Raw genomic sequence first — 17651 nt, 5'->3', positions numbered from 1 at the left:
GCCCCCGGTCGCCGCCCGGCATGCCAGCCGAAAGGTTCCCCGGATAGCCTCCTCCTCATGAGCAGGCCCGCCACCTTCGTCCCGCCGTCCGGAGCCCGTGCGTATCGGCTCGTCACCGCGCGCGGGGAGTTTGCCGTGATCGAGGCGGGCAGCCCCGAGAAGGGCACCGCGCTCCTGCTGCCGGGCTTCACCGGCAGCAAGGAGGACTTCATCTCGCTGCACGAACCGCTGGCCGCGGCCGGGTACCGGACCGTCGCCGTGGACGGGCGGGGCCAGTACGAGTCGCCGGGCCCGACGGATGACGAAACGCCTTACGCGCAGGCCGAGTTGGCGCAGGACGTCCTCGCCCAGATCGACGCCCTGACCGCCAGCCCGCAGGAGCGCGTCCACCTCGTGGGCCACTCCTTCGGCGGGCAGGTCGCCCGGGCGGCCGTGCTGCTGGATCCGTCCCGTTTCCGTTCGCTCACCCTGATGGCGTCCGGGCCCGCCGAGATCTCCCCCTCCCAGCAGCAGCGCGTGAAGCTCCTGCGGGACGCGCTCGCCGTGATGGACATGGGTGAGGTGTGGGAAGCCATCCAGGCCCTTGAGCCGCCGGAGGACGCCGAGGGCGATCTGGACGCCGGCCTCGACGACCAGGACGACCTGAAGCGGCGCTGGCTCGGCAACAGCCCGGCCCAACTCATCGCCGCGGGACGCCAGTTGTGCGAGGAGCCCGACCGCGTGGCCGAGCTGGCCGCCGTCGGGCTGCCCGTCCATGTCCTGTCGGGCGAACGCGACGACACCTGGCCCGTGCCGCTCCTCGACGACATGGCCGTACGCCTCGACGCGCACCGCACGATCGTCCACGGGGCCGAGCACTCACCGAACTCGGACCGCCCGCGGGAGACGGCGGAGGCGCTGGCCGCGTTCTGGGACCGGAAACAGCAGACGGGCTGGTGACGGGCTAGTACTGCCCCTGCAAGTGCTCCCAGAACCCGTCCCGCAACGACCTCCGCAGGTCCGCCTGCCCCCGCAGCGAGTACTGCAGCAGCCCCTCCGCCTCCACAAGCAGATCCTGGTCGACGGGGCCGGGCAGGTACGGATGCCCGGGCAGCAGCTCCGACAGCGCCTCGCGCCCCCGCGCGGAAAGCCACTTCGCGGCGATCTGCGCGCCCACGAACCGCACGTCCTCGCGCGTGGGCCGGCCCGCCGCCGACGTGTCGTACGAGGCGGAGGTCCGCCGGGCGACGTACGGCTTGAAGAACTCCAGGTCGAACGTGCGCTGGCTGTCGACCTCCCAGAGCAGCGGCTCCGCCTGGTTGCGCCCCTCCGGCGCCTCGATCCCCCACAGGTGCACGCGGGCCCCGTACCCCTGCGCCGCCTCGACCGCCGAGACCAGGTCCTCGTCGCCGCCGATGAGCGCCGCGTCGCTGATGGCGCGATGCCGGGCCAGTGACTCCAGATCGGTACGGATCAGGGAGTCGACGCCCTTCTGCTGGTTGTTGGCGTTGAGGTTGCCGAGGCGGACCTTCACGTCGGGCAGCTCGGCGATGGACTGCTGCTCCGCGGTGTGGATGCGGCGCCGCGCCCCGTCGTACCAGTAGACGCGCAGCAGCCTGCTGTCCGCGAAGATCGTGCGGGCCCGGTCGATGAGCGCCTCGATGAGTCCCTCGGCGTCCAGATCGAAGGCCCGGCGGTCCTCCGTCCCGGCGACGAGCCGGCCCGCGGCCGCGTAGAGATACCCCGCGTCGACGAAGATCGCATGAGTCGACGGCGTCTTCGCCACCTCGGCGAGCATGCGCTGGAGCAGCTCGTTCGTGCGGTCGATACGCGCACCGAGCACCGCTGGATCGAGGTCGTCATTCATATGCGCCTCATTGTCGCAGGCGGTCACGGGACGAACACAACCGGTCCGGAAATCGATCTCAAAGCTGGCTTGGATGCCGGTCGGATACCAGTCGGTAGTTAGCCGTTCGAAAAATTTCTTTAGCGTAGGGAATGTTTGTAACACGCATGCCGTTGGATCCCTATGTAACCAAGTAGTTCTCCTCAGGAGGATGACCAGACGAAGGGAGAAGCCTGTGCGCTTCGAAATCATGCGCCTTGACGACGTCGACGGAACCCCCGTGGACAGCACCGTCGTGGACGCCGCCTCCGTCAACAGGATCGTTCAGCAGGCAGCAGCCATCGGGCAGCGCCTCTGGATCCGCCCGGCCAACACCTCGGCCTCATAACATCGGACGCTCGACAGACGACGACTGACTGACCCACTGACGGACAGACAGACTTCAGAACCCCCGTACGGCACCGACGCCGTACGGGGGTTCTGCGTTGTGCGGCGCCGCGGAGGGCGCCCGCACGAGGGTCTTCAGCTGCTCTGGATGACCTGTGTGACGCCGTTGATGATCTGCTGCACGGCGATCGCGGAGAGCATCATGCCCGCGAGCCGCGTCACCAGCACGACACCGCCGTCCTTGATGACCCGGATGATCAGCAGCGAGTACCGCATCACCACCCACAGCACGACATGGATGGCGACGATCGCGGCCCACACCGACACCTGCGAGGCGACGCCGTCCGCCTTCTGCACGGCCAGGATGACGGACACGATCGCGCCCGGCCCGGCGAGCAACGGCATGCCCAGCGGTACGAGGGCGACGTTGACGTCCTTCGTCTGCTTGGGCTCGTCCGTCTTGCCCGTGAGCAGGTCGAGGGCGATGAGCAGGAGCAGCAGCCCGCCCGCGATCATCAGCGCGGGGACCGACACATGCAGGTAGTTGAGGATCTGGTGCCCGAGCAGCCCGAAGACGGCGATGACTCCGCCGGCCACGCAGACGGCCTGGAACGCCATCCGCTTCTGCACCTTGGCAGGCCGTCCGGCCGTCAGCGCGAGAAAGATCGGCGTGATCCCGGGGGGATCCATGATGACGAAGAGGGTGAGGAAGAGAGAGCCGAAAACGGCGAGGTCGAACACGGTGAGCCTTGCGAGAAGAGGGACGACGGGACGAGGGAGTGGAACAACAACAACGAGGACAGGCCGCACCACCCCTGCGGCTGTGGGCAGGCGTCGCGTAGCCCGGAGGGTGGGGTGCAGCCTGAGGCGCAGGCGCTCTCAAAGCGACCCGAGCCAGCCCCGAGCCTGAACCGGGCAGGACCCAAGCGTGAACCAGGGCCGGACCAAAGCCGGACCCGAGCCGAACCCGAGCCGAGTCCAAGCTGGAACCGAGCCGGCCCCGAGCCGGACCCGGCCCGCATCGCCTACCGCTCGGCGCCCCCGCCGGCCCCCGGCACGGGAAACGCGCCGGTGGCCCGCCGGGTGATCTCCCCGTAGATCTCGGGATCCGTCGTGAACTCCCCGAGCACACACGTCTTCCGACTGCCGTGGTAGTCGGAAGAGCCGGTCGGCAGCAGCCCCAACTCGCCCGCGAGGCCCCGCAGTCGGGCCCGGGTGGCCGGTTCGTGGTCCATGTGGTCGACCTCGATGCCGTCGAGCCCGGCCGCCGCGAGCTCGGCGATCGCGGACTCCGGCACGGTCCGCCCGCGCTTGGCGGCGGCGGGATGCGCGAAGACGGTCACGCCACCGGCGGCCTTGACGAGCCGGATCATCTCGAAGGGATCGGACTCGTGCTTCTCGACATAGGCGCGCCCGCCGTCGGCGAGCCAATCGGTCGTGAACGCTTCGGAGACGCTGCCCACGAGGCCCAGCTCGACCAGCGCGGTGGCGATGTGCGGCCGGCCCACGGAACCGCCGGCCGCGATCCGCTCCACCTGCTCCCACGTCACCGGCACGCCCAGTTCCTGGAGGTTGCCGACCATCGCCCGGGCCCGCGGCACCCGGTCGTCGCGTACGAGCTCGCGCTCGCGCAGCAACTCGGGCTCCTCGGGATCGAAGAGGTACGCCAGCATGTGCAGCCCCACCCCGTCGAGACGGCAGGAGAGCTCGGCCCCGGTCACCAACGTCAGCCCGGCGGGCAGGGCCGCGACGGCCTCCGCGTACCCGCGCGTGGTGTCGTGATCGGTCAGCGCGACGACGTCGAGCCCGGCGGCGCCGGCGTTGCGCACCAGCTCGGCAGGGGTGTCCGTACCGTCGGACGCCGTGGAGTGGCAGTGCAGATCGATGCGCACGACACGAACTCCAGACATGAACGGAACAAGACGGACCGCTCAAGGATAACGGCCCCAGGGACGACTCCTGTCACACCCAAAGTGCGGGGTCACCCCCTACATGCTTTCAGGGGCGCGGGGCTGTATCGATTTGCGGCTCCGCCGCGTGGGCGCACCCCACCACACCCAACTCGCACCCGGCAGACCACGGACACCCCGCCCCCGTAGCCGCCCACCCCGCCGGCGGAGCGCTACGGCTCAAGAATGCGCGGCGACAACGCCCCGCAGGGCAGCAGATCCACTTCCGCCCCCGCATCGCGCAAATCCGTGAGCACCAGCTCGTCGTACATCAGCAACCCCGACTGCTCGGGCCACACAACGGCCCACAGCCACAACCCCCGCGCCTCCCCCGCGAAGACGGCCCGGTCGTCGGGCGTCCCGGCGACATGCCACAACGGCGTCGGTCGCCCCGCGGCGAGCAGCTTCGCCTGGGCGGGCTTCTCGACGCTCATGTACGGCCCCGGATCGGGCCCGTCGATCCCCGCGTACCGCGCGCCGAGCCCGACCCCGAGTTCCTCGGCGATGAGCACCAGCTCCCCTATGCCACCGAGCGGCCCCGGCCCGGAGCAGGCCACCGCCGTGGCGCGACCGCCACTGCGGTCGTCACCGGCGAACGCGGCACCCGTGAAGAGCCAGCCGACGGGCAGCGGCCACGGCATCCACACCGGTACGCGCGCACGGTGCACGACCACGCCGAGGGCTTCGACGCTGGGCGGGATCACGGGCTGCAGCGGATGCACGATGCCGTGCACATCGCACTGCCAGGAGTCGGCAAAGAGGCCGGGAGCCCTGACCCGGCCACCACACTTCGGGCAACTGGGTTCGCCCCTCATAAGGCCCAACGGTCCTCCCCGTATTTGGTTGAGTCAAGGACGATCACCCGTCCGGCGTGCGCCGGTCACCTTCCCCTCACCTCGGATCACCCCCCGAAACAAGATGTAGCTTGCATTTATTAGTCGAGCTAACTTATTATGTGTATACGCCAACGATCCCGATGCGAGGAGTGAAGGAGCCGGCATGAACAGCGGTACGGCAGAGCACACAGGAGGTCCCGCCGAGGGGGACACGTTCGACGCGGGTGCCGGCGGCCTCCTGCGTCAGCCGAAGGCGGTCTGGGCGACCGCCGGGGCATCCGTCGTCGCCTTCATGGGCATCGGCCTCGTCGACCCGATCCTGCCCTCCATCGCCAAGGGCCTGGACGCCACCGCGGGCCAGGTCTCACTCCTCTTCACCTCGTACTTCCTGATCACGGCCGTCGCGATGCTGGTCACGGGGTTCGTCTCCAGCCGTATCGGCGGCCGCAGGACCCTGCTCCTCGGCCTCGCCCTGGTCGTGGTCTTCGCGGGCCTGTCCGGCACCTCCGGTTCGGTCGGCGAACTCGTCGGATTCCGCGCGGGCTGGGGCCTCGGCAACGCCCTGTTCGTCTCGACGGCCCTCGCCGTCATCGTCGGCGCGGCGGCCGGCGGCAGCGCCGCGGCGATCCTGCTCTACGAGTCCGCCCTGGGCCTCGGCATGGCCTGCGGGCCCCTGCTGGGCGCACTGCTCGGGGACGCCAGCTGGCGCTATCCGTTCTTCGGCACCGCGGTCCTGATGGCGATCGGGTTCCTGTGCATCACGGCGTTCCTCAAGGAGCAGCCGAAGCCCGCGCGCAAGACCGGCCTGCTCGACCCGATCAAGGCGCTCGGCCACGGCGGGCTCGCGTCGGTGGCGGCCTCCGCGTTCTTCTACAACTACACGTTCTTCACCGTGCTGGCCTTCACGCCGTTCGTGCTGAACATGAGCCCGTACAGGTCCGGCGCGGTCTTCTTCGCCTGGGGGCTGCTGCTCGCGGTGTTCTCGGTGCTCGTGGCGCCGCGTCTGCAGGCACGGTTCGGGTCTCTCAAGGTGCTCGGCGGTTCGCTGGTGCTGCTCGCGGCCGACGTGCTCGTCCTCGGCTACGGCAGCCACACCACGGCCGTCGTCTGCACGATCCTCTCCGGCGCCTTCATCGGCGTGAACAACACCGTGTACACGGAGCTCGCGCTCGGCGTCTCGGACGCCCCGCGCCCGGTGGCGAGCGCCGGCTACAACTTCGTCCGCTGGTTCGCGGCCGCCGCCGCCCCCTTCTTCGCGCCCCGGATCGAGGGGTGGACCGACATCCACATCCCGTTCGTGGTCGCGGCGGTCACCGCGGTGCTGGGTGCGGTCGTCGTCCTCGTACGCCGGAAGTCCCTCACACACGAGGCCGAGGAACTGGAGACGCGGCACGCGACCGAGGACAGTGTCGCCGTTTTTGCCAACTGACGGATTCCGGCCACGGGTTGGTGACGTTACTCACCCCCGGGCCGCCCGGATCAGTCCAGCGGGACGGACGTGCGTGAGGGATCGCGCAGGTCCGTCCCGCTCGTGAGCCAGCGCTCCTGGAGGGCCCCCGCGCCGTGCACCCGCTTCCACGCGGCCTCGTTCGGCGTCATGGGGAGCAGCGGCAGGAAACGTACGGGATCGAGAGGTGCGTCGAGCTCCAGGTCCTCGATCAGGCCGCCCGCCTCGGCGACCAGTACGGAGGTGAAGGGGGCGCCCGGCCACAGCGGCTCGCCCACGTCGAGCGAGGCGCCCGGGGCCACGACCAGGCCCTCGACCTGCGGGGACGCGGCCAGTACGGCGAGCGGGCGGAGCACCTTGTCGGTATCGGCGGTCCCGGCCCGTACGGAGAGGACCAGCTCGGCGCGCGGGCCCGCGACCGGGTCGGCGACGACCGACATCGGGTCGGCCATCGGCTGGGCGGACATGCCGAGCGTGGCGTAGCGGACGATCCCCTTGCCGGCTTCCGCGTCGCTGAAGCGGAGCACCTCGATGCGGTCCGTGCCGAGGAAGGTCACCGCGGCGCGCGCGTCCGGTTCGCCCAGCGCGGTACGCAACCGGGCCTCGACCAGAGGAAGAACATCAGCCATGCGCCGAGCATAGAACTCGTCAGTGACGGGCAAAGCGACGGCTTGACACTTCAGTCGGCTGATAGTCTTGGCCGCTGGTCGGGGCAGCACGCAGAAGCGTCGCTCTCGAGTCCCGACCCAAGTCTCGACAGTCTCGACGCATGAGACTCCCCTACGGGGGATGGACCTCCCCTACGGGGGACCGGCCGGAGGAGGTGGGGCTCCATGGATCGAAGTCGACCGTGCAGTACCACCCGCTCTTCCGGCTGCTGAGTCCCTCTCAGCTCCAGAGCTCACGCTCTACTGGCTGCCACCTCTCGCACTCGCGTCCTGGCCTCCGGTGCACAACGGAAGAGCACTTCGTTTTTCCTGATCTGTCTGAATTTTTCTGATCTGTATCAGTAGCGAAGCTGCCACCGCGACGGTGCGGTGCTCCCCGCTTTGTGGACGTGCCAAACATCCGCACCCAGGACGTCCCCATTCCGGGCAGTCTCAACCGTTGCCGGCGGCTCTCGTTCCGCGAAGGAGCCAGCCATGTCGATGATTCGTGACCTGCGTGCCGCGGTCCGTCCCTCGCTGCGCAAGGACGGCGGCGCGTACGACACCACCCGCGCGGCCGGGGCCAGTTCGGCCGTCGTGGACTGCGCGGTCTACCGCGACGGCGTCCGCCTCCCGTCCGACGAGGGCCTCACCCCGCGTGCGGCGATCCGTCAGGCGCGGCGGGACGGCGGGTTCGCCTGGATCGGCCTGCACGAGCCGACCGAGGCCGAATTCGCCGGTGTGGCCGCCGAGTTCGGGCTGCACCCGCTGGCCGTCGAGGACGCCGTCCACGCCCACCAGCGGCCCAAGCTGGAGCGGTACGACGACACCCTGTTCGCCGTCTTCAAGACCATCCACTACGTCGAGCACGACGAGCTCACCGCCACCAGCGAGGTCGTCGAGACCGGCGAGGTGATGTGCTTCACGGGACGGGACTTCTTCATCACCGTCCGGCACGGCGGCCAGGGCTCGCTGCGGGCGCTGCGGCACCGGCTGCAGGACGACCCCGAGCTGCTCACCAAGGGCCCCTCGGCCGTGCTGCACGCCATCGCCGACCACGTCGTCGACGGGTACGTGGCGGTCGCGGACGCCCTCCAGGACGACGTAGACGAGGTCGAGACCGAGGTGTTCTCGCCCGGTCCCCGGGGCGGGGTGTCGCGCGGCGTGGACTCGGCGCGGATCTACCAGCTCAAGCGCGAGGTGCTGGAGTTCAAGCGCGCGGTGTCGCCGCTGATGCGGCCCATGCAGCTGCTGAGCGAGCGGCCGATGCGGCTGGTCGACCCCGACATCCAGAAGTACTTCCGCGATGTCGCCGACCACCTCGCGCGGGTCCAGGAGCAGGTCGTCGGCTTCGACGAGCTGCTCAACTCGATCCTCCAGGCCAACCTCGCGCAGGCCTCCGTCGCGCAGAACGAGGACATGCGCAAGATCACGTCCTGGGCGGCGATCATCGCCGTGCCGACGATGGTGTGCGGTGTGTACGGCATGAACTTCGACCACATGCCGGAGCTGCACTGGAAGTACGGCTACCCGGTGATCATGGGTATCACCGTGGTGCTCTGCCTGGGCATCCACCGGACCCTGAAGCGCAACGGCTGGCTCTGACCTGCCCCGAGGGGCCCGGCACTAGGCTGACCCCCATGACGGATCAGCTGCTCGACCAGGCCCTCGTCGAGGAGGCCACGAAGAAGTCCGGGCTCGTCTGGGTGCGGGGGCTTCCCGCCCAGGGGGCCGGGTCGGCGGACGGTGCGTCCTCCCAGGCGCTGTGGCACGTGTGGCACGACGGGGCCGTGTGCCTGGTCGGCGACGGGCCCGGTGAGCAGCCGTTGCCCGGACTCGTGGACGGGGGCGAGGCCGTCGTCACCGTCCGCAGCAAGGACAAGGGCGGTCGTCTTGTCTCCTGGTCCGCGAAGGTGGTGGAGCTCGCTCCCGGGTCCGAGGAGTGGGACGCGGCCGTCGGCGAGCTGAAGGGCAAGCGGCTGAACGCGCCCGATGGCGAGGCCATGACCGGGCGGTGGGCCCGGGAGTGCCGGGTGGTTCGGCTCGCGCCGACGGGGGCGACTGCGTCGCTGCCGGACGGGTCGCTCGCTGCTGTGCCGTCGCCTACGTCTGCGACTACGCGGCGGGCGATTCCTGCGGGGTTGCCGCGGCTGCTTTTCAAGAAGCGCAAGCGCTGAGCGCTCCGCGGGGAGCGGGGCTCGGGTCGGATTTCGGGTGCGGGTGAGTCGTGGCTGGGTGCGCGGTTCCTCGCGCCCCTGAAAGGGCCCGGCCCCGCTTTTAGGGGCGCGAGGAACCGCGCACTCCGGCACGAACGACCCGCACCGCCCCCAACCCCCCTCAGGACGAGGGCAGCTGCTGTCCGTAGTCCACCGTGTCGTCCTTGTCCGGGGCCTCCAAGGCGAACCCCTTGCCCCAGTCCGTCAGGCGGAGGGTTCCGGCGCCGCCTGCGCGGACGAGGAGGAGGGGGTACGGCTTGCCTTCCAGGGAGACGTCCAGTTCGCCGCCGGAGCCCTTGTCGCCGGTGATGCGGATCGTGCGGAGTCCGCGCTGCTCGTGGTGGCCTTCGGTGGCGAGCTCGCCCTGGAGGGTGAGGAGGCCGTCGAGGAGGACGTCCTTGTCGGTGAAGACGCTGAGCTGCTTGTAGGCGGGGTCGCCCTTGGGGACCTTCACGTACTTGCCCTCGAGCTTGCCCGCGGCCGTCGCGTCGGACGTACCGTCGTCGCTCTTGCCGTCCTGGTGGTCCCAGAAGTCCGCGTCGGCCTTGATGAAGAGGTGCTCGTCGACCCGCAGCAGCTGGAACGTCACTCCCTTCGAAGTGACCGAGCCGGTGCCGCCGTCACCCTTCAGCTGCATGTCCAGCTTGTAGGTGCGCTTGCCGCTGATCACGGCACCGGACAGCCGTACCGTCTCCGCGGCCTTGGCGGCCGACTGCGTTCTGCTCTGGATCTTGGCCGGGGGCAGTTTCCCCACCCCGTTCGTGCCCGCGTCCGGGTCGTCACCGCCGCACCCCGTCACCCCTGTCCCCGTCACGACCAGCGCACACACGGCGCTCGCCAACGCGGCCCTACGGGTACGTCCCTGGGGAATCGCAGTCACAGGTGGCGCTGCCTCTCATACGGGTGACCTCAACGGCGTACCGCAGCGTACCGGGGCTCCCCACGCCACTCGGAGTGGGTCCGTCCGCACCGCTCACCAGGGCGTATCCGACCGGGACGGGCTAGCCTGAAGCCCACCCGAGCGGACATGACACAGCAAAACGCCCGTAGTGGAGCCCGTACGGAGAAGGAGGCGCGGGCATGGCGGCAGGCGCCCCCAGGATCTTCGTCTCGCACCTCTCCGGCATCGCCGTCTTCGACCCGAACGGCGACCAGGTGGGCCGGGTGCGCGACCTGGTCGCCATGCTGCGCGTCGGCAGGCGGCCCCCTCGGCTGCTCGGCCTCGTCGTCGAACTGTCCACCCGCCGCCGCATCTTCCTGCCCATGACGCGCGTGACCGGCATCGAGTCGGGTCAGGTCATCACCACCGGTGTCCTCAACGTCCGCCGCTTCGAGCAGCGGCCCACCGAGCGGCTGGTCATCGGGGAGCTGCTCGACCGGCGGGTCACGCTCGTCGAGACGGAGGAGGAGGTCACCGTCCTCGACATCTCCATCCAGCAGTTGCCCGCCCGTCGCGACTGGGAGATCGACCGGGTCTTCGTACGGAAGGGGCGCACGGGCAGCGCCTTCCGGCGGGCCAGGGGCGAGACGCTGACCGTCGAGTGGTCGGCCGTCACCGGGTTCTCGCTGGAGGAGCACGGGCAGGGCGCCGAGAACCTCCTCGCCACCTTCGAGCAGCTGCGCCCCGCCGACCTCGCGAACGTGCTGCACCACCTGTCCCCCAAGCGGCGCGCGGAGGTCGCGGCGGCCCTGGACGACGACCGGCTCGCGGACGTCCTGGAGGAACTCCCCGAGGACGACCAGATCGAGATCCTCGGCAAGCTCAAGGAGGAGCGCGCCGCTGACGTCCTGGAGGCGATGGACCCCGACGACGCGGCCGACCTGCTCGCCGAGCTGCCGGAGGAGGACAAGGAGCGTCTGCTGGCGCTGATGCGTCCGGACGACGCGGCGGACGTACGGCGGCTGATGGCGTACGAGGAGCGCACGGCGGGCGGGCTGATGACGACCGAGCCGATCGTGCTGCGTCCCGACGCGACGGTCGCGGACGCGCTCGCGCGGGTACGCAACCCCGACCTCTCCCCCGCGCTGGCCGCCCAGGTGTACGTGTGCCGCCCGCCGGACGAGACGCCCACCGGCAAGTACCTGGGCACGGTCCACTTCCAGCGGCTGCTGCGCGATCCCCCGTACACGCTCGTCGGCTCGATGATCGACGACGATCTGCAGCCGCTGGACCCCGAGGCCGTACTGCCCGTCGTGGCGGGCTTCTTCGCGGCGTACGACATGGTCGCGGCGCCCGTCGTCGACGAGAGCGGCTCGCTGCTCGGCGCGGTCACCGTGGACGACGTGCTCGACCACATGCTGCCCGAGGACTGGCGCGAGACGGAGTTCCACCTGGACGGGGAGACACCGGCGGAGACGGCCGGTGAGGGGGCTTCTGATGGCTCCTGAGCGCGAGGCCGCCCGCGAACGGGCCGCCACCGGGGCGACCGCCGCCGGCCGGCCGCGCACGCGGCTCGACCAGCCGCAGCCGCCTCGGCGCCGATTCCTGCCCGAGTACGACCCGGAGGCCTTCGGCCGGCTGTCCGAGCGGATCGCCCGTTTCCTCGGCACCGGGCGGTTCATCGTCTGGATGACGGTCGTCATCATCCTGTGGGTGGTGTGGAACGTGTCCGCGCCGCGTGACCTGCGCTTCGACAACTACCCGTTCATCTTCCTGACCCTGATGCTCTCGCTCCAGGCCTCGTACGCCGCCCCGCTGATCCTCCTCGCGCAGAACCGGCAGGACGACCGCGACCGGGTCAACCTCGAACAGGACCGCAAGCAGAACGAGCGGTCCATCGCGGACACCGAGTACCTGACGCGGGAGATCGCCGCGCTGCGCGTGGGCCTCGGCGAGGTCGCCACCCGTGACTGGATCCGCTCGGAGCTGGAGGACCTGGTCAAGGAGCTGGACGAGCGGCGTCCGGAGGCCCGCGGCGACGCTCGTGTCGTATTCCCGGCAGAACACCCTCGGGGACGTGACGTAGACGACCGGTGACAGGCTTTCCGGGGCCGGTGCGAAGCGCCGTACCATCGACCCATGGCTACGGAAGACGCGGTGCGTGAAGCACTGGCGACAGTGAACGACCCCGAGATCCATCGCCCGATCACCGAGCTCGGAATGGTCAAGTCGGTGGAGATCGGTGCGGACGGTGCTGTCGCGGTCACCGTCTACCTCACTGTCTCCGGCTGCCCGATGCGCGAGACCATCACGAAGAACGTCACGGACGCCGTCGCGGCGGTCGAGGGCGTCACCCACGTCGACGTGACGCTGGACGTGATGGGCGACGAACAGCGCAAGGAACTGGCGTCCGCGCTGCGCGGCGGCCAGGGCGAACGGGAGGTCCCGTTCGCCAAGCCGGGCTCGCTGACGCGCGTGTACGCGGTCGCCTCCGGCAAGGGCGGCGTCGGCAAGTCGTCCGTGACGGTCAACCTCGCGGCGGCGATGGCCGCGGACGGCCTCAAGGTCGGTGTCGTGGACGCCGACATCTACGGCCACTCCGTGCCCCGCATGCTCGGTGCCGACGGCCACCCGACCCAGGTCGAGAACATGATCATGCCGCCGTCCTCGCATGGCGTGAAGGTCATCTCGATCGGCATGTTCACCCCGGGCAACGCGCCCGTCGTGTGGCGCGGCCCGATGCTCCACCGCGCCCTCCAGCAGTTCCTCGCGGACGTCTACTGGGGCGACCTGGACGTCCTGCTCCTGGACCTCCCGCCGGGTACGGGCGACATCGCGATCTCGGTCGCGCAGCTCGTCCCGAACGCGGAGATCCTGGTCGTGACGACGCCTCAGCAGGCCGCCGCCGAGGTCGCCGAGCGGGCCGGCTCGATCGCCGTCCAGACCCACCAGAAGATCGTGGGCGTCGTCGAGAACATGTCGGGCATGCCGTGCCCGCACTGCGACGAGATGGTCGACATCTTCGGCACGGGCGGCGGCCAGTCGGTCGCCGACGGCCTGACCCGCACCACCGGCGCCACCGTCCCGGTCCTCGGCTCCATCCCCATCGACCTCCGCCTCCGCGAGGGCGGCGACGAGGGCAAGCCGGTCGTCCTCTCCGACCCCGACTCCCCCGCGGGCTCGGCCCTACGAGCCATCGCGGGCAAGCTGGGCGGCCGCCAGAGGGGCCTGTCGGGCATGTCCTTGGGCATCACCCCGCGGAACAAGTTCTAGGACGTCGCCCACGGCCCTGCAGCCGCTTCTCGTGGAGCGGCTGCGGATGGTCTGTGGCTGGGTGCGCGGTTCCCCGCGCCCCTAAAAGCGGGCCCGTCTCATTTAGGGGCGCGGGGAACCGCGCACTCGGCGATGACCAACCCGCACCTATACGCACCGGCCCGCAGCAGACGAACGACACCAAGGAGGGCACCGCCAACAGACGGTGCCCTCCTCGCTCAGCCCGCCGCCTAGGCGTACGTGGCGATGTCCTTGATCACGGCGAAGCCCAGCCCGTACGCGCTCATCCCCCGCCCGTACGCCCCCAGGTGGACCCCCTCCTGCGTGGACCCCGCGAGCACCCACCCGAACTCGGACTCGCGGTAGTGGAACGGCGTCGGAACACCGTCCACGGGAAGCGAGAGCGTGGACCAGTCGGTGCCGTCGAGATCGTCCGCGAGGACCCACGCCGTCTCGGTCTGCTGGTCCAGCCAGTCGTCCCGCAGCGTGTGGTCCATCTGCCCGGGCCAGGTGAAGGACAGCAGCCCGACCCCCGCGAGCCAGGCCGCCGAGGACACCGAGGTGGCCTCCAGCAGCCCCGTGCCGTCGGCGCTGCGCCGCACCGGGCTGGCCGCCACGGTCACCACGACCGCGAACCGCTCCTTGTCCTCCGTGGTCTCGCCGCGTACCGAGGGCTCGTCGCCGTGCCCGATCGATCCGTGCTCAATGGCTCCGTCGGCCGAAGCACCGACCTGCATCAGCCAGCGCGGTCCCGTGAAGGCCTCGTCGAGGCCGTACCACGGGAAGGGCGCCAGCAGGTAGCCGTCGACCGTGCGCCGGGCGGAGGGGACCTGTTGTCCGCCCTCCGCAGCCGGCGCCTGCGCGCCTACCCGACTTGTCGTCTCCATCGCCCGGACGCCTCCTCGCTCTAGTCGAACCGGGCGGCCCGCCCCCCTTCGGGCGTCCTTCCGGTCCGCACAACAACTAGGCAGGATAGCCACAGGTCCGCGACGACCCGGGAAACCGGTCGGCTCATGGGTCGCGTACGCGTCAGATCAGGCACCCTTTGAGCAGGCAGAACGCAGGCGGCGTACGGAGAAAAGGGGTGTCGGCGACCCGGCTGAAGCGCATTCCGGACGGCGGGCGTGCCGCACGTCGACGGGCCGCGGGCGTACGCCTTGGCCCCGGCCGTTCAGAGCGGCCGGAGTCGGCCCAGGTCAGGGCCGGTCAGCCGGGCAGCCGAGCGCCCGGGACCGGCTCAGGTCGCGTCGGCGTCGAACGGCGGGCGCTCGTCCTGATCGAGCTTCTCGCGCTTCTTCGTCATGTCGACGGTGCCGCCGGTGGAACCGGACGAGGAGGACGACGACGAGGAGGCGGAGGACTCGGAGTCGCGGCCGTGCACGGCGTCCGTGACGTCGGCCATCTCCTTCTTCAGGTCGAAGCCGTTGCGGATCTCCTTGAGCCCCAGCTCGTCGTTGTCCAGCTGCTTGCGGATGAACGTCTTGGGGTTGAGGTCCTCGAACTCGAAGTCCTTGAACTCCGGGCCGAGTTCCTCGCGGATGTCCGCCTTGGCGCTCTCCGAGAAGTCACGGATCTTGCGGATGGTGCGCGTGACGTCCTGAATCATCTTCGGGAGCTTCTCAGGGCCGAAGACGAGCACGGCAAGGACAACGAGCGTCACGAGCTCGAGCGGTCCTATGTCATTGAACACCTTCAGCTCCTTGCGATGTCCTCGGCCCTCGGCAGGTCTTTCCGTGGTCCGGGCCGGGTCCACGGTACCCGGCGATCCTGTCTGTCCGGTACTGTCCGGGGCCCTCCGACCGCGTGTACACACCGGGTTTTCCAGGATGTTTGCCTGATGGGGCCGGGGTGCGGCCCGCTTCCTGTGAAGTTCCTGTCGGTTGCCCCGCGCAATCGTTGTGTCAGTCGCCGTCGGCGGAACCGAGGACGAGCGTGACCTTCTTCTCCTTGCCGTCGCGCTCCAGCGTCAGCTCCAGGCGGTCGCCGGGGCGGTGGGACCGGGTCTTGACGATGAGCTCCTCGCCGGAGTGCACGCGCTGCCCGTCGACCTCGGTGATGACGTCGCCGGGCTTGATGCCGGCCCGGTCGCCGGGGCCGTCCCGGTTGACCGGGGCACTGCCGTCGTTGCCCTTGGTGCCGACGCGGGCGCCGTCGCCGCTGTAGTCCATGTCGAGCGTCACGCCGATCACCGGGTGGGTGGCCTTGCCGGTGTTGATGAGCTCCTCGGCGACGCGCTTGCCCTGGTTGATGGGGATGGCGAACCCGAGGCCGATCGAGCCGGACTGGCCGCCCTCCAGGTCCGAGCCGCTGTCGGCGGAGCGGATGGCGCTATTGATGCCGATGACCCGGGCCTTGGAGTCGACCAGCGGACCGCCCGAGTTGCCGGGGTTTATCGGGGCGTCCGTCTGCAGCGCGTCCACGTACGAGATGTCGCTGCCGTCGCCCTCTTCGCCGCCCGCCGTGATGGGGCGCTCCTTGGCACTGATGATGCCCGCGGTGACGGTGTTCTCCAGGTCGAAGGGGGCACCGATGGCCACGACCGGGTCGCCGACCTGGACGTTGTCGGAGTTGCCGAGGGCCAGTGGTTTGAGGCCGCGGACACCGCTCACCTTCACGACGGCGAGGTCGTAGCCGCTGTCGTGACCGACGACCTTGGCCTTGGCGGTCTGGCCGCCGCTGAAGGTCACGGTTATCTCGCCACTGCCGTCCGCCGGGTCGACGACGTGGTTGTTGGTGAGGATGTGGCCGCGCTGGTCGAGCACGAACCCGGTGCCGGTGCCCTGCGACTCCGACCCGCTCACATGCAGGGTCACCACGCTGGGCAGCGCGCTGGCCGCGATCCCGGCCACGCTGTCCGCGGCCCGTCCCTTGGCCTCGGTCCCGGCCTGCGGCAGCACGACGTCGTCGATCCCGCCGTTGCGCTCCAGATACGCCCCTACGGCCCCGCCGACACCGCCGGACACGAGGGCGAGGAGCGCGGCCCCGAGGACCAGCCCCCGCCGGGTACGCCGACGCCGCCCGGTCGTGCTCTCGACGGCCGCCCCGTTCTGCTGGAGGGGCGCGGCGGCCCACGGGTCGTAGTTCTGCCAGGGGGTGTGGGGTGCCTGGGGGTGGGTCTGGGGATGCGTGTGCGGCGGCTGGGCCTGAGCGTCGGCCTGGGGCACGGGGGCGGCGGCGGCCGGGACATGCGGGGCCGAGGCGTGCTGTCCAGGGACGTGCGGGGCGAAGGGGTGGGGCGCCGGGGCCGGCGCGGGGGCGCTGTGGTCGGTGGGGCCGTGGTCGGGAGTGCCGTGGAGGGGAGCCGCCGCCTGGTGGTAGCCGGAGGGCAGCGCCGGTCCGAGGATGCCCTGGGTGGCGGCCGGCCGCGGGACGGAGTCCTCGGGACCGGCTCCTGCCGGGGTGCCCTGGGGCGGAGTCACCGCATGAACGGCCGTGCCGTGCGTGGGAGTCGTCGCCGGGTGCTGGACCGGGGGCGCGGGCGCCCAGGGACCGGGCCCGCCGTAGGGCGGCGTGCTGTAGGGATCCGGGTCGTGCAGAGGCCTGGGCCGCTCGCCCAGAGACTCGGGCCGCCCACCGGGCACGTCGGCGCCACCGCTCACGTCGGCCGGCACCTCGCTCGAAGCCGGGCCCGGTGTCTGGTCCGGGACCCGACTGGGTGTCTGGTCCGGCACGCGGTTCGGCGTCTGGTCCGGCACCCGGCTAGGTGTCTGGCCCGGGACTTCGGTCGGTGTCGGGTCCGGCACACGGCTCGGCGCCACGGCGGAACCGGTCGGGGCGTCGCCGCCCAGGGCGTTCGCGGCGCCGGTCGTACCTGCAACCGCACCCGCACTCGCACCGCCGGAAACGCCCACGCCGTCCGAGGCACCAGAGCCACCCGGGGCACCCGAAGCACCAGCGGCACCGGAACCCCCCGGGGCGCCTGGTGCGGCCAAGGCGCCTGAGGCGCCGCCAACCGCGGGCTTCTCCAGCTCGAAGTCGCCGTCCATGTCGCCCCCGTGGAACCCACTCGTGCCGTCCCCCGCGGAAACCGGGTCCACCGGAGCGGATTCCGGCACGTGGGTCCGGGGCCGGCTCCACCACTTCGGCTTCGTGGGCTTCCCCTCGTCCATGCTCTCCCCACACCTGACCCGCGGCTCGGCACGTCGGCGGTCACCGCGGTTTGTCCACTCCGAGCCCGGATTTCTCACCGCG

17 protein-coding genes are annotated in these 17651 nt (G+C 70.6%); 8 read left to right on the top strand and 9 right to left on the bottom strand.

What is annotated here, in order from left to right; all coding sequences use genetic code 11:
• Positions 1-57 precede the first annotated feature (57 nt).
• Positions 58-939 carry an alpha/beta fold hydrolase gene (locus tag ACN20J_RS31985; protein ID WP_419667362.1) on the top strand — a complete coding sequence of 294 codons (882 nt, stop codon included), beginning with the start codon at positions 58-60 and terminating at the stop codon, positions 937-939.
• Between the two features lie 4 nt (positions 940-943).
• Here ACN20J_RS31985 and ACN20J_RS31980 read toward each other — a convergent pair whose 3' ends face one another.
• Complete coding sequence (locus tag ACN20J_RS31980) at positions 944-1846, bottom strand: NYN domain-containing protein (RefSeq protein WP_189837493.1); 903 nt, start codon at positions 1844-1846, stop codon at positions 944-946.
• A 214-nt stretch (positions 1847-2060) separates the two neighbouring features.
• Between ACN20J_RS31980 and ACN20J_RS31975 the strand changes: the two genes are divergently transcribed.
• A complete protein-coding gene (locus ACN20J_RS31975) occupies positions 2061-2213 on the top strand; it encodes a hypothetical protein (RefSeq protein WP_107102274.1) in 153 nt (50 codons plus the stop codon).
• Between the two features lie 134 nt (positions 2214-2347).
• Here the strand turns inward: ACN20J_RS31975 and ACN20J_RS31970 are convergent, their stop codons facing one another.
• The 3 genes from ACN20J_RS31970 to ACN20J_RS31960 form a co-directional block, all read right to left on the bottom strand.
• The gene (locus ACN20J_RS31970) at positions 2348-2953 is read right to left on the bottom strand and encodes a MarC family protein (protein WP_189837492.1); all 606 of its coding nucleotides are present in this window, start codon (positions 2951-2953) and stop codon (positions 2348-2350) included.
• A gap of 284 nt (positions 2954-3237) precedes the next feature.
• Positions 3238-4104: a PHP domain-containing protein gene (locus ACN20J_RS31965; protein WP_190229776.1), complete on the bottom strand. Its 867-nt coding sequence runs from the start codon at positions 4102-4104 to the stop codon at positions 3238-3240.
• Between the two features lie 230 nt (positions 4105-4334).
• The gene (locus ACN20J_RS31960; protein ID WP_055610553.1) at positions 4335-4976 is read right to left on the bottom strand and encodes a DUF6758 family protein; all 642 of its coding nucleotides are present in this window, start codon (positions 4974-4976) and stop codon (positions 4335-4337) included.
• Positions 4977-5160: 184 nt separating this feature from the next.
• On the opposite strand from ACN20J_RS31960, the gene ACN20J_RS31955 reads away from it, so the two are divergent.
• Positions 5161-6426: an MFS transporter gene (locus ACN20J_RS31955; protein ID WP_189837491.1), complete on the top strand. Its 1266-nt coding sequence runs from the start codon at positions 5161-5163 to the stop codon at positions 6424-6426.
• A gap of 50 nt (positions 6427-6476) precedes the next feature.
• Here ACN20J_RS31955 and ACN20J_RS31950 read toward each other — a convergent pair whose 3' ends face one another.
• Positions 6477-7073 carry a suppressor of fused domain protein gene (locus ACN20J_RS31950; RefSeq protein WP_190229713.1) on the bottom strand — a complete coding sequence of 199 codons (597 nt, stop codon included), beginning with the start codon at positions 7071-7073 and terminating at the stop codon, positions 6477-6479.
• Positions 7074-7586: 513 nt separating this feature from the next.
• On the opposite strand from ACN20J_RS31950, the gene ACN20J_RS31945 reads away from it, so the two are divergent.
• Positions 7587-8696, top strand: coding sequence for a magnesium and cobalt transport protein CorA (locus ACN20J_RS31945; RefSeq protein ID WP_143636549.1), 1110 nt, complete (start codon positions 7587-7589; stop codon positions 8694-8696).
• Between the two features lie 35 nt (positions 8697-8731).
• Entirely contained in the window at positions 8732-9268 is a 537-nt protein-coding gene (locus tag ACN20J_RS31940; RefSeq protein ID WP_419667361.1) for a hypothetical protein, read from the top strand.
• A gap of 160 nt (positions 9269-9428) precedes the next feature.
• Here the strand turns inward: ACN20J_RS31940 and ACN20J_RS31935 are convergent, their stop codons facing one another.
• Positions 9429-10187, bottom strand: coding sequence for a hypothetical protein (locus ACN20J_RS31935; RefSeq protein ID WP_189837488.1), 759 nt, complete (start codon positions 10185-10187; stop codon positions 9429-9431).
• Between the two features lie 200 nt (positions 10188-10387).
• Here ACN20J_RS31935 and ACN20J_RS31930 point away from each other — a divergent pair, with 200 nt between their 5' ends.
• From ACN20J_RS31930 to ACN20J_RS31920, 3 genes are read left to right on the top strand one after another with little or no spacing between them, the layout of a single operon-like run.
• The gene (locus ACN20J_RS31930; RefSeq protein WP_190229711.1) at positions 10388-11695 is read left to right on the top strand and encodes a magnesium transporter MgtE N-terminal domain-containing protein; all 1308 of its coding nucleotides are present in this window, start codon (positions 10388-10390) and stop codon (positions 11693-11695) included.
• Positions 11685-12284, top strand: a complete 600-nt coding sequence (locus tag ACN20J_RS31925; protein WP_189837486.1) for a DUF1003 domain-containing protein — start codon at positions 11685-11687, stop codon at positions 12282-12284. The genes ACN20J_RS31930 and ACN20J_RS31925 overlap by 11 nt, the downstream gene beginning before the upstream one ends.
• Before the next feature lie 42 nt (positions 12285-12326).
• On the top strand, positions 12327-13460 hold the full coding sequence (locus ACN20J_RS31920) for an Mrp/NBP35 family ATP-binding protein (protein ID WP_189837485.1): 1134 nt from the start codon (positions 12327-12329) through the stop codon (positions 13458-13460).
• A gap of 230 nt (positions 13461-13690) precedes the next feature.
• On the opposite strand, the gene ACN20J_RS31915 is transcribed toward ACN20J_RS31920, so the two are convergent.
• The 3 genes from ACN20J_RS31915 to ACN20J_RS31905 form a co-directional block, all read right to left on the bottom strand.
• Positions 13691-14347 (bottom strand): hypothetical protein, encoded by a 657-nt coding sequence (locus ACN20J_RS31915; RefSeq protein ID WP_190229710.1) that lies wholly within the window; start codon positions 14345-14347, stop codon positions 13691-13693.
• Between the two features lie 350 nt (positions 14348-14697).
• Positions 14698-15150 carry a sec-independent translocase gene (locus ACN20J_RS31910; RefSeq protein ID WP_361923439.1) on the bottom strand — a complete coding sequence of 151 codons (453 nt, stop codon included), beginning with the start codon at positions 15148-15150 and terminating at the stop codon, positions 14698-14700.
• 211 nt (positions 15151-15361) lie between these two features.
• Positions 15362-17569: a trypsin-like peptidase domain-containing protein gene (locus ACN20J_RS31905; protein WP_419667360.1), complete on the bottom strand. Its 2208-nt coding sequence runs from the start codon at positions 17567-17569 to the stop codon at positions 15362-15364.
• Positions 17570-17651 lie beyond the last annotated feature (82 nt).

The sequence above is a fragment of the Streptomyces sp. 2-1 genome (assembly GCF_048564895.1).
In the GTDB taxonomy this organism is placed as follows: Bacteria; Actinomycetota; Actinomycetes; order Streptomycetales; family Streptomycetaceae; genus Streptomyces; species Streptomyces phaeochromogenes.
Note: the sequence above shows the minus strand (reverse complement) of the source record. Positions and strands in the feature narration are given on the sequence as shown.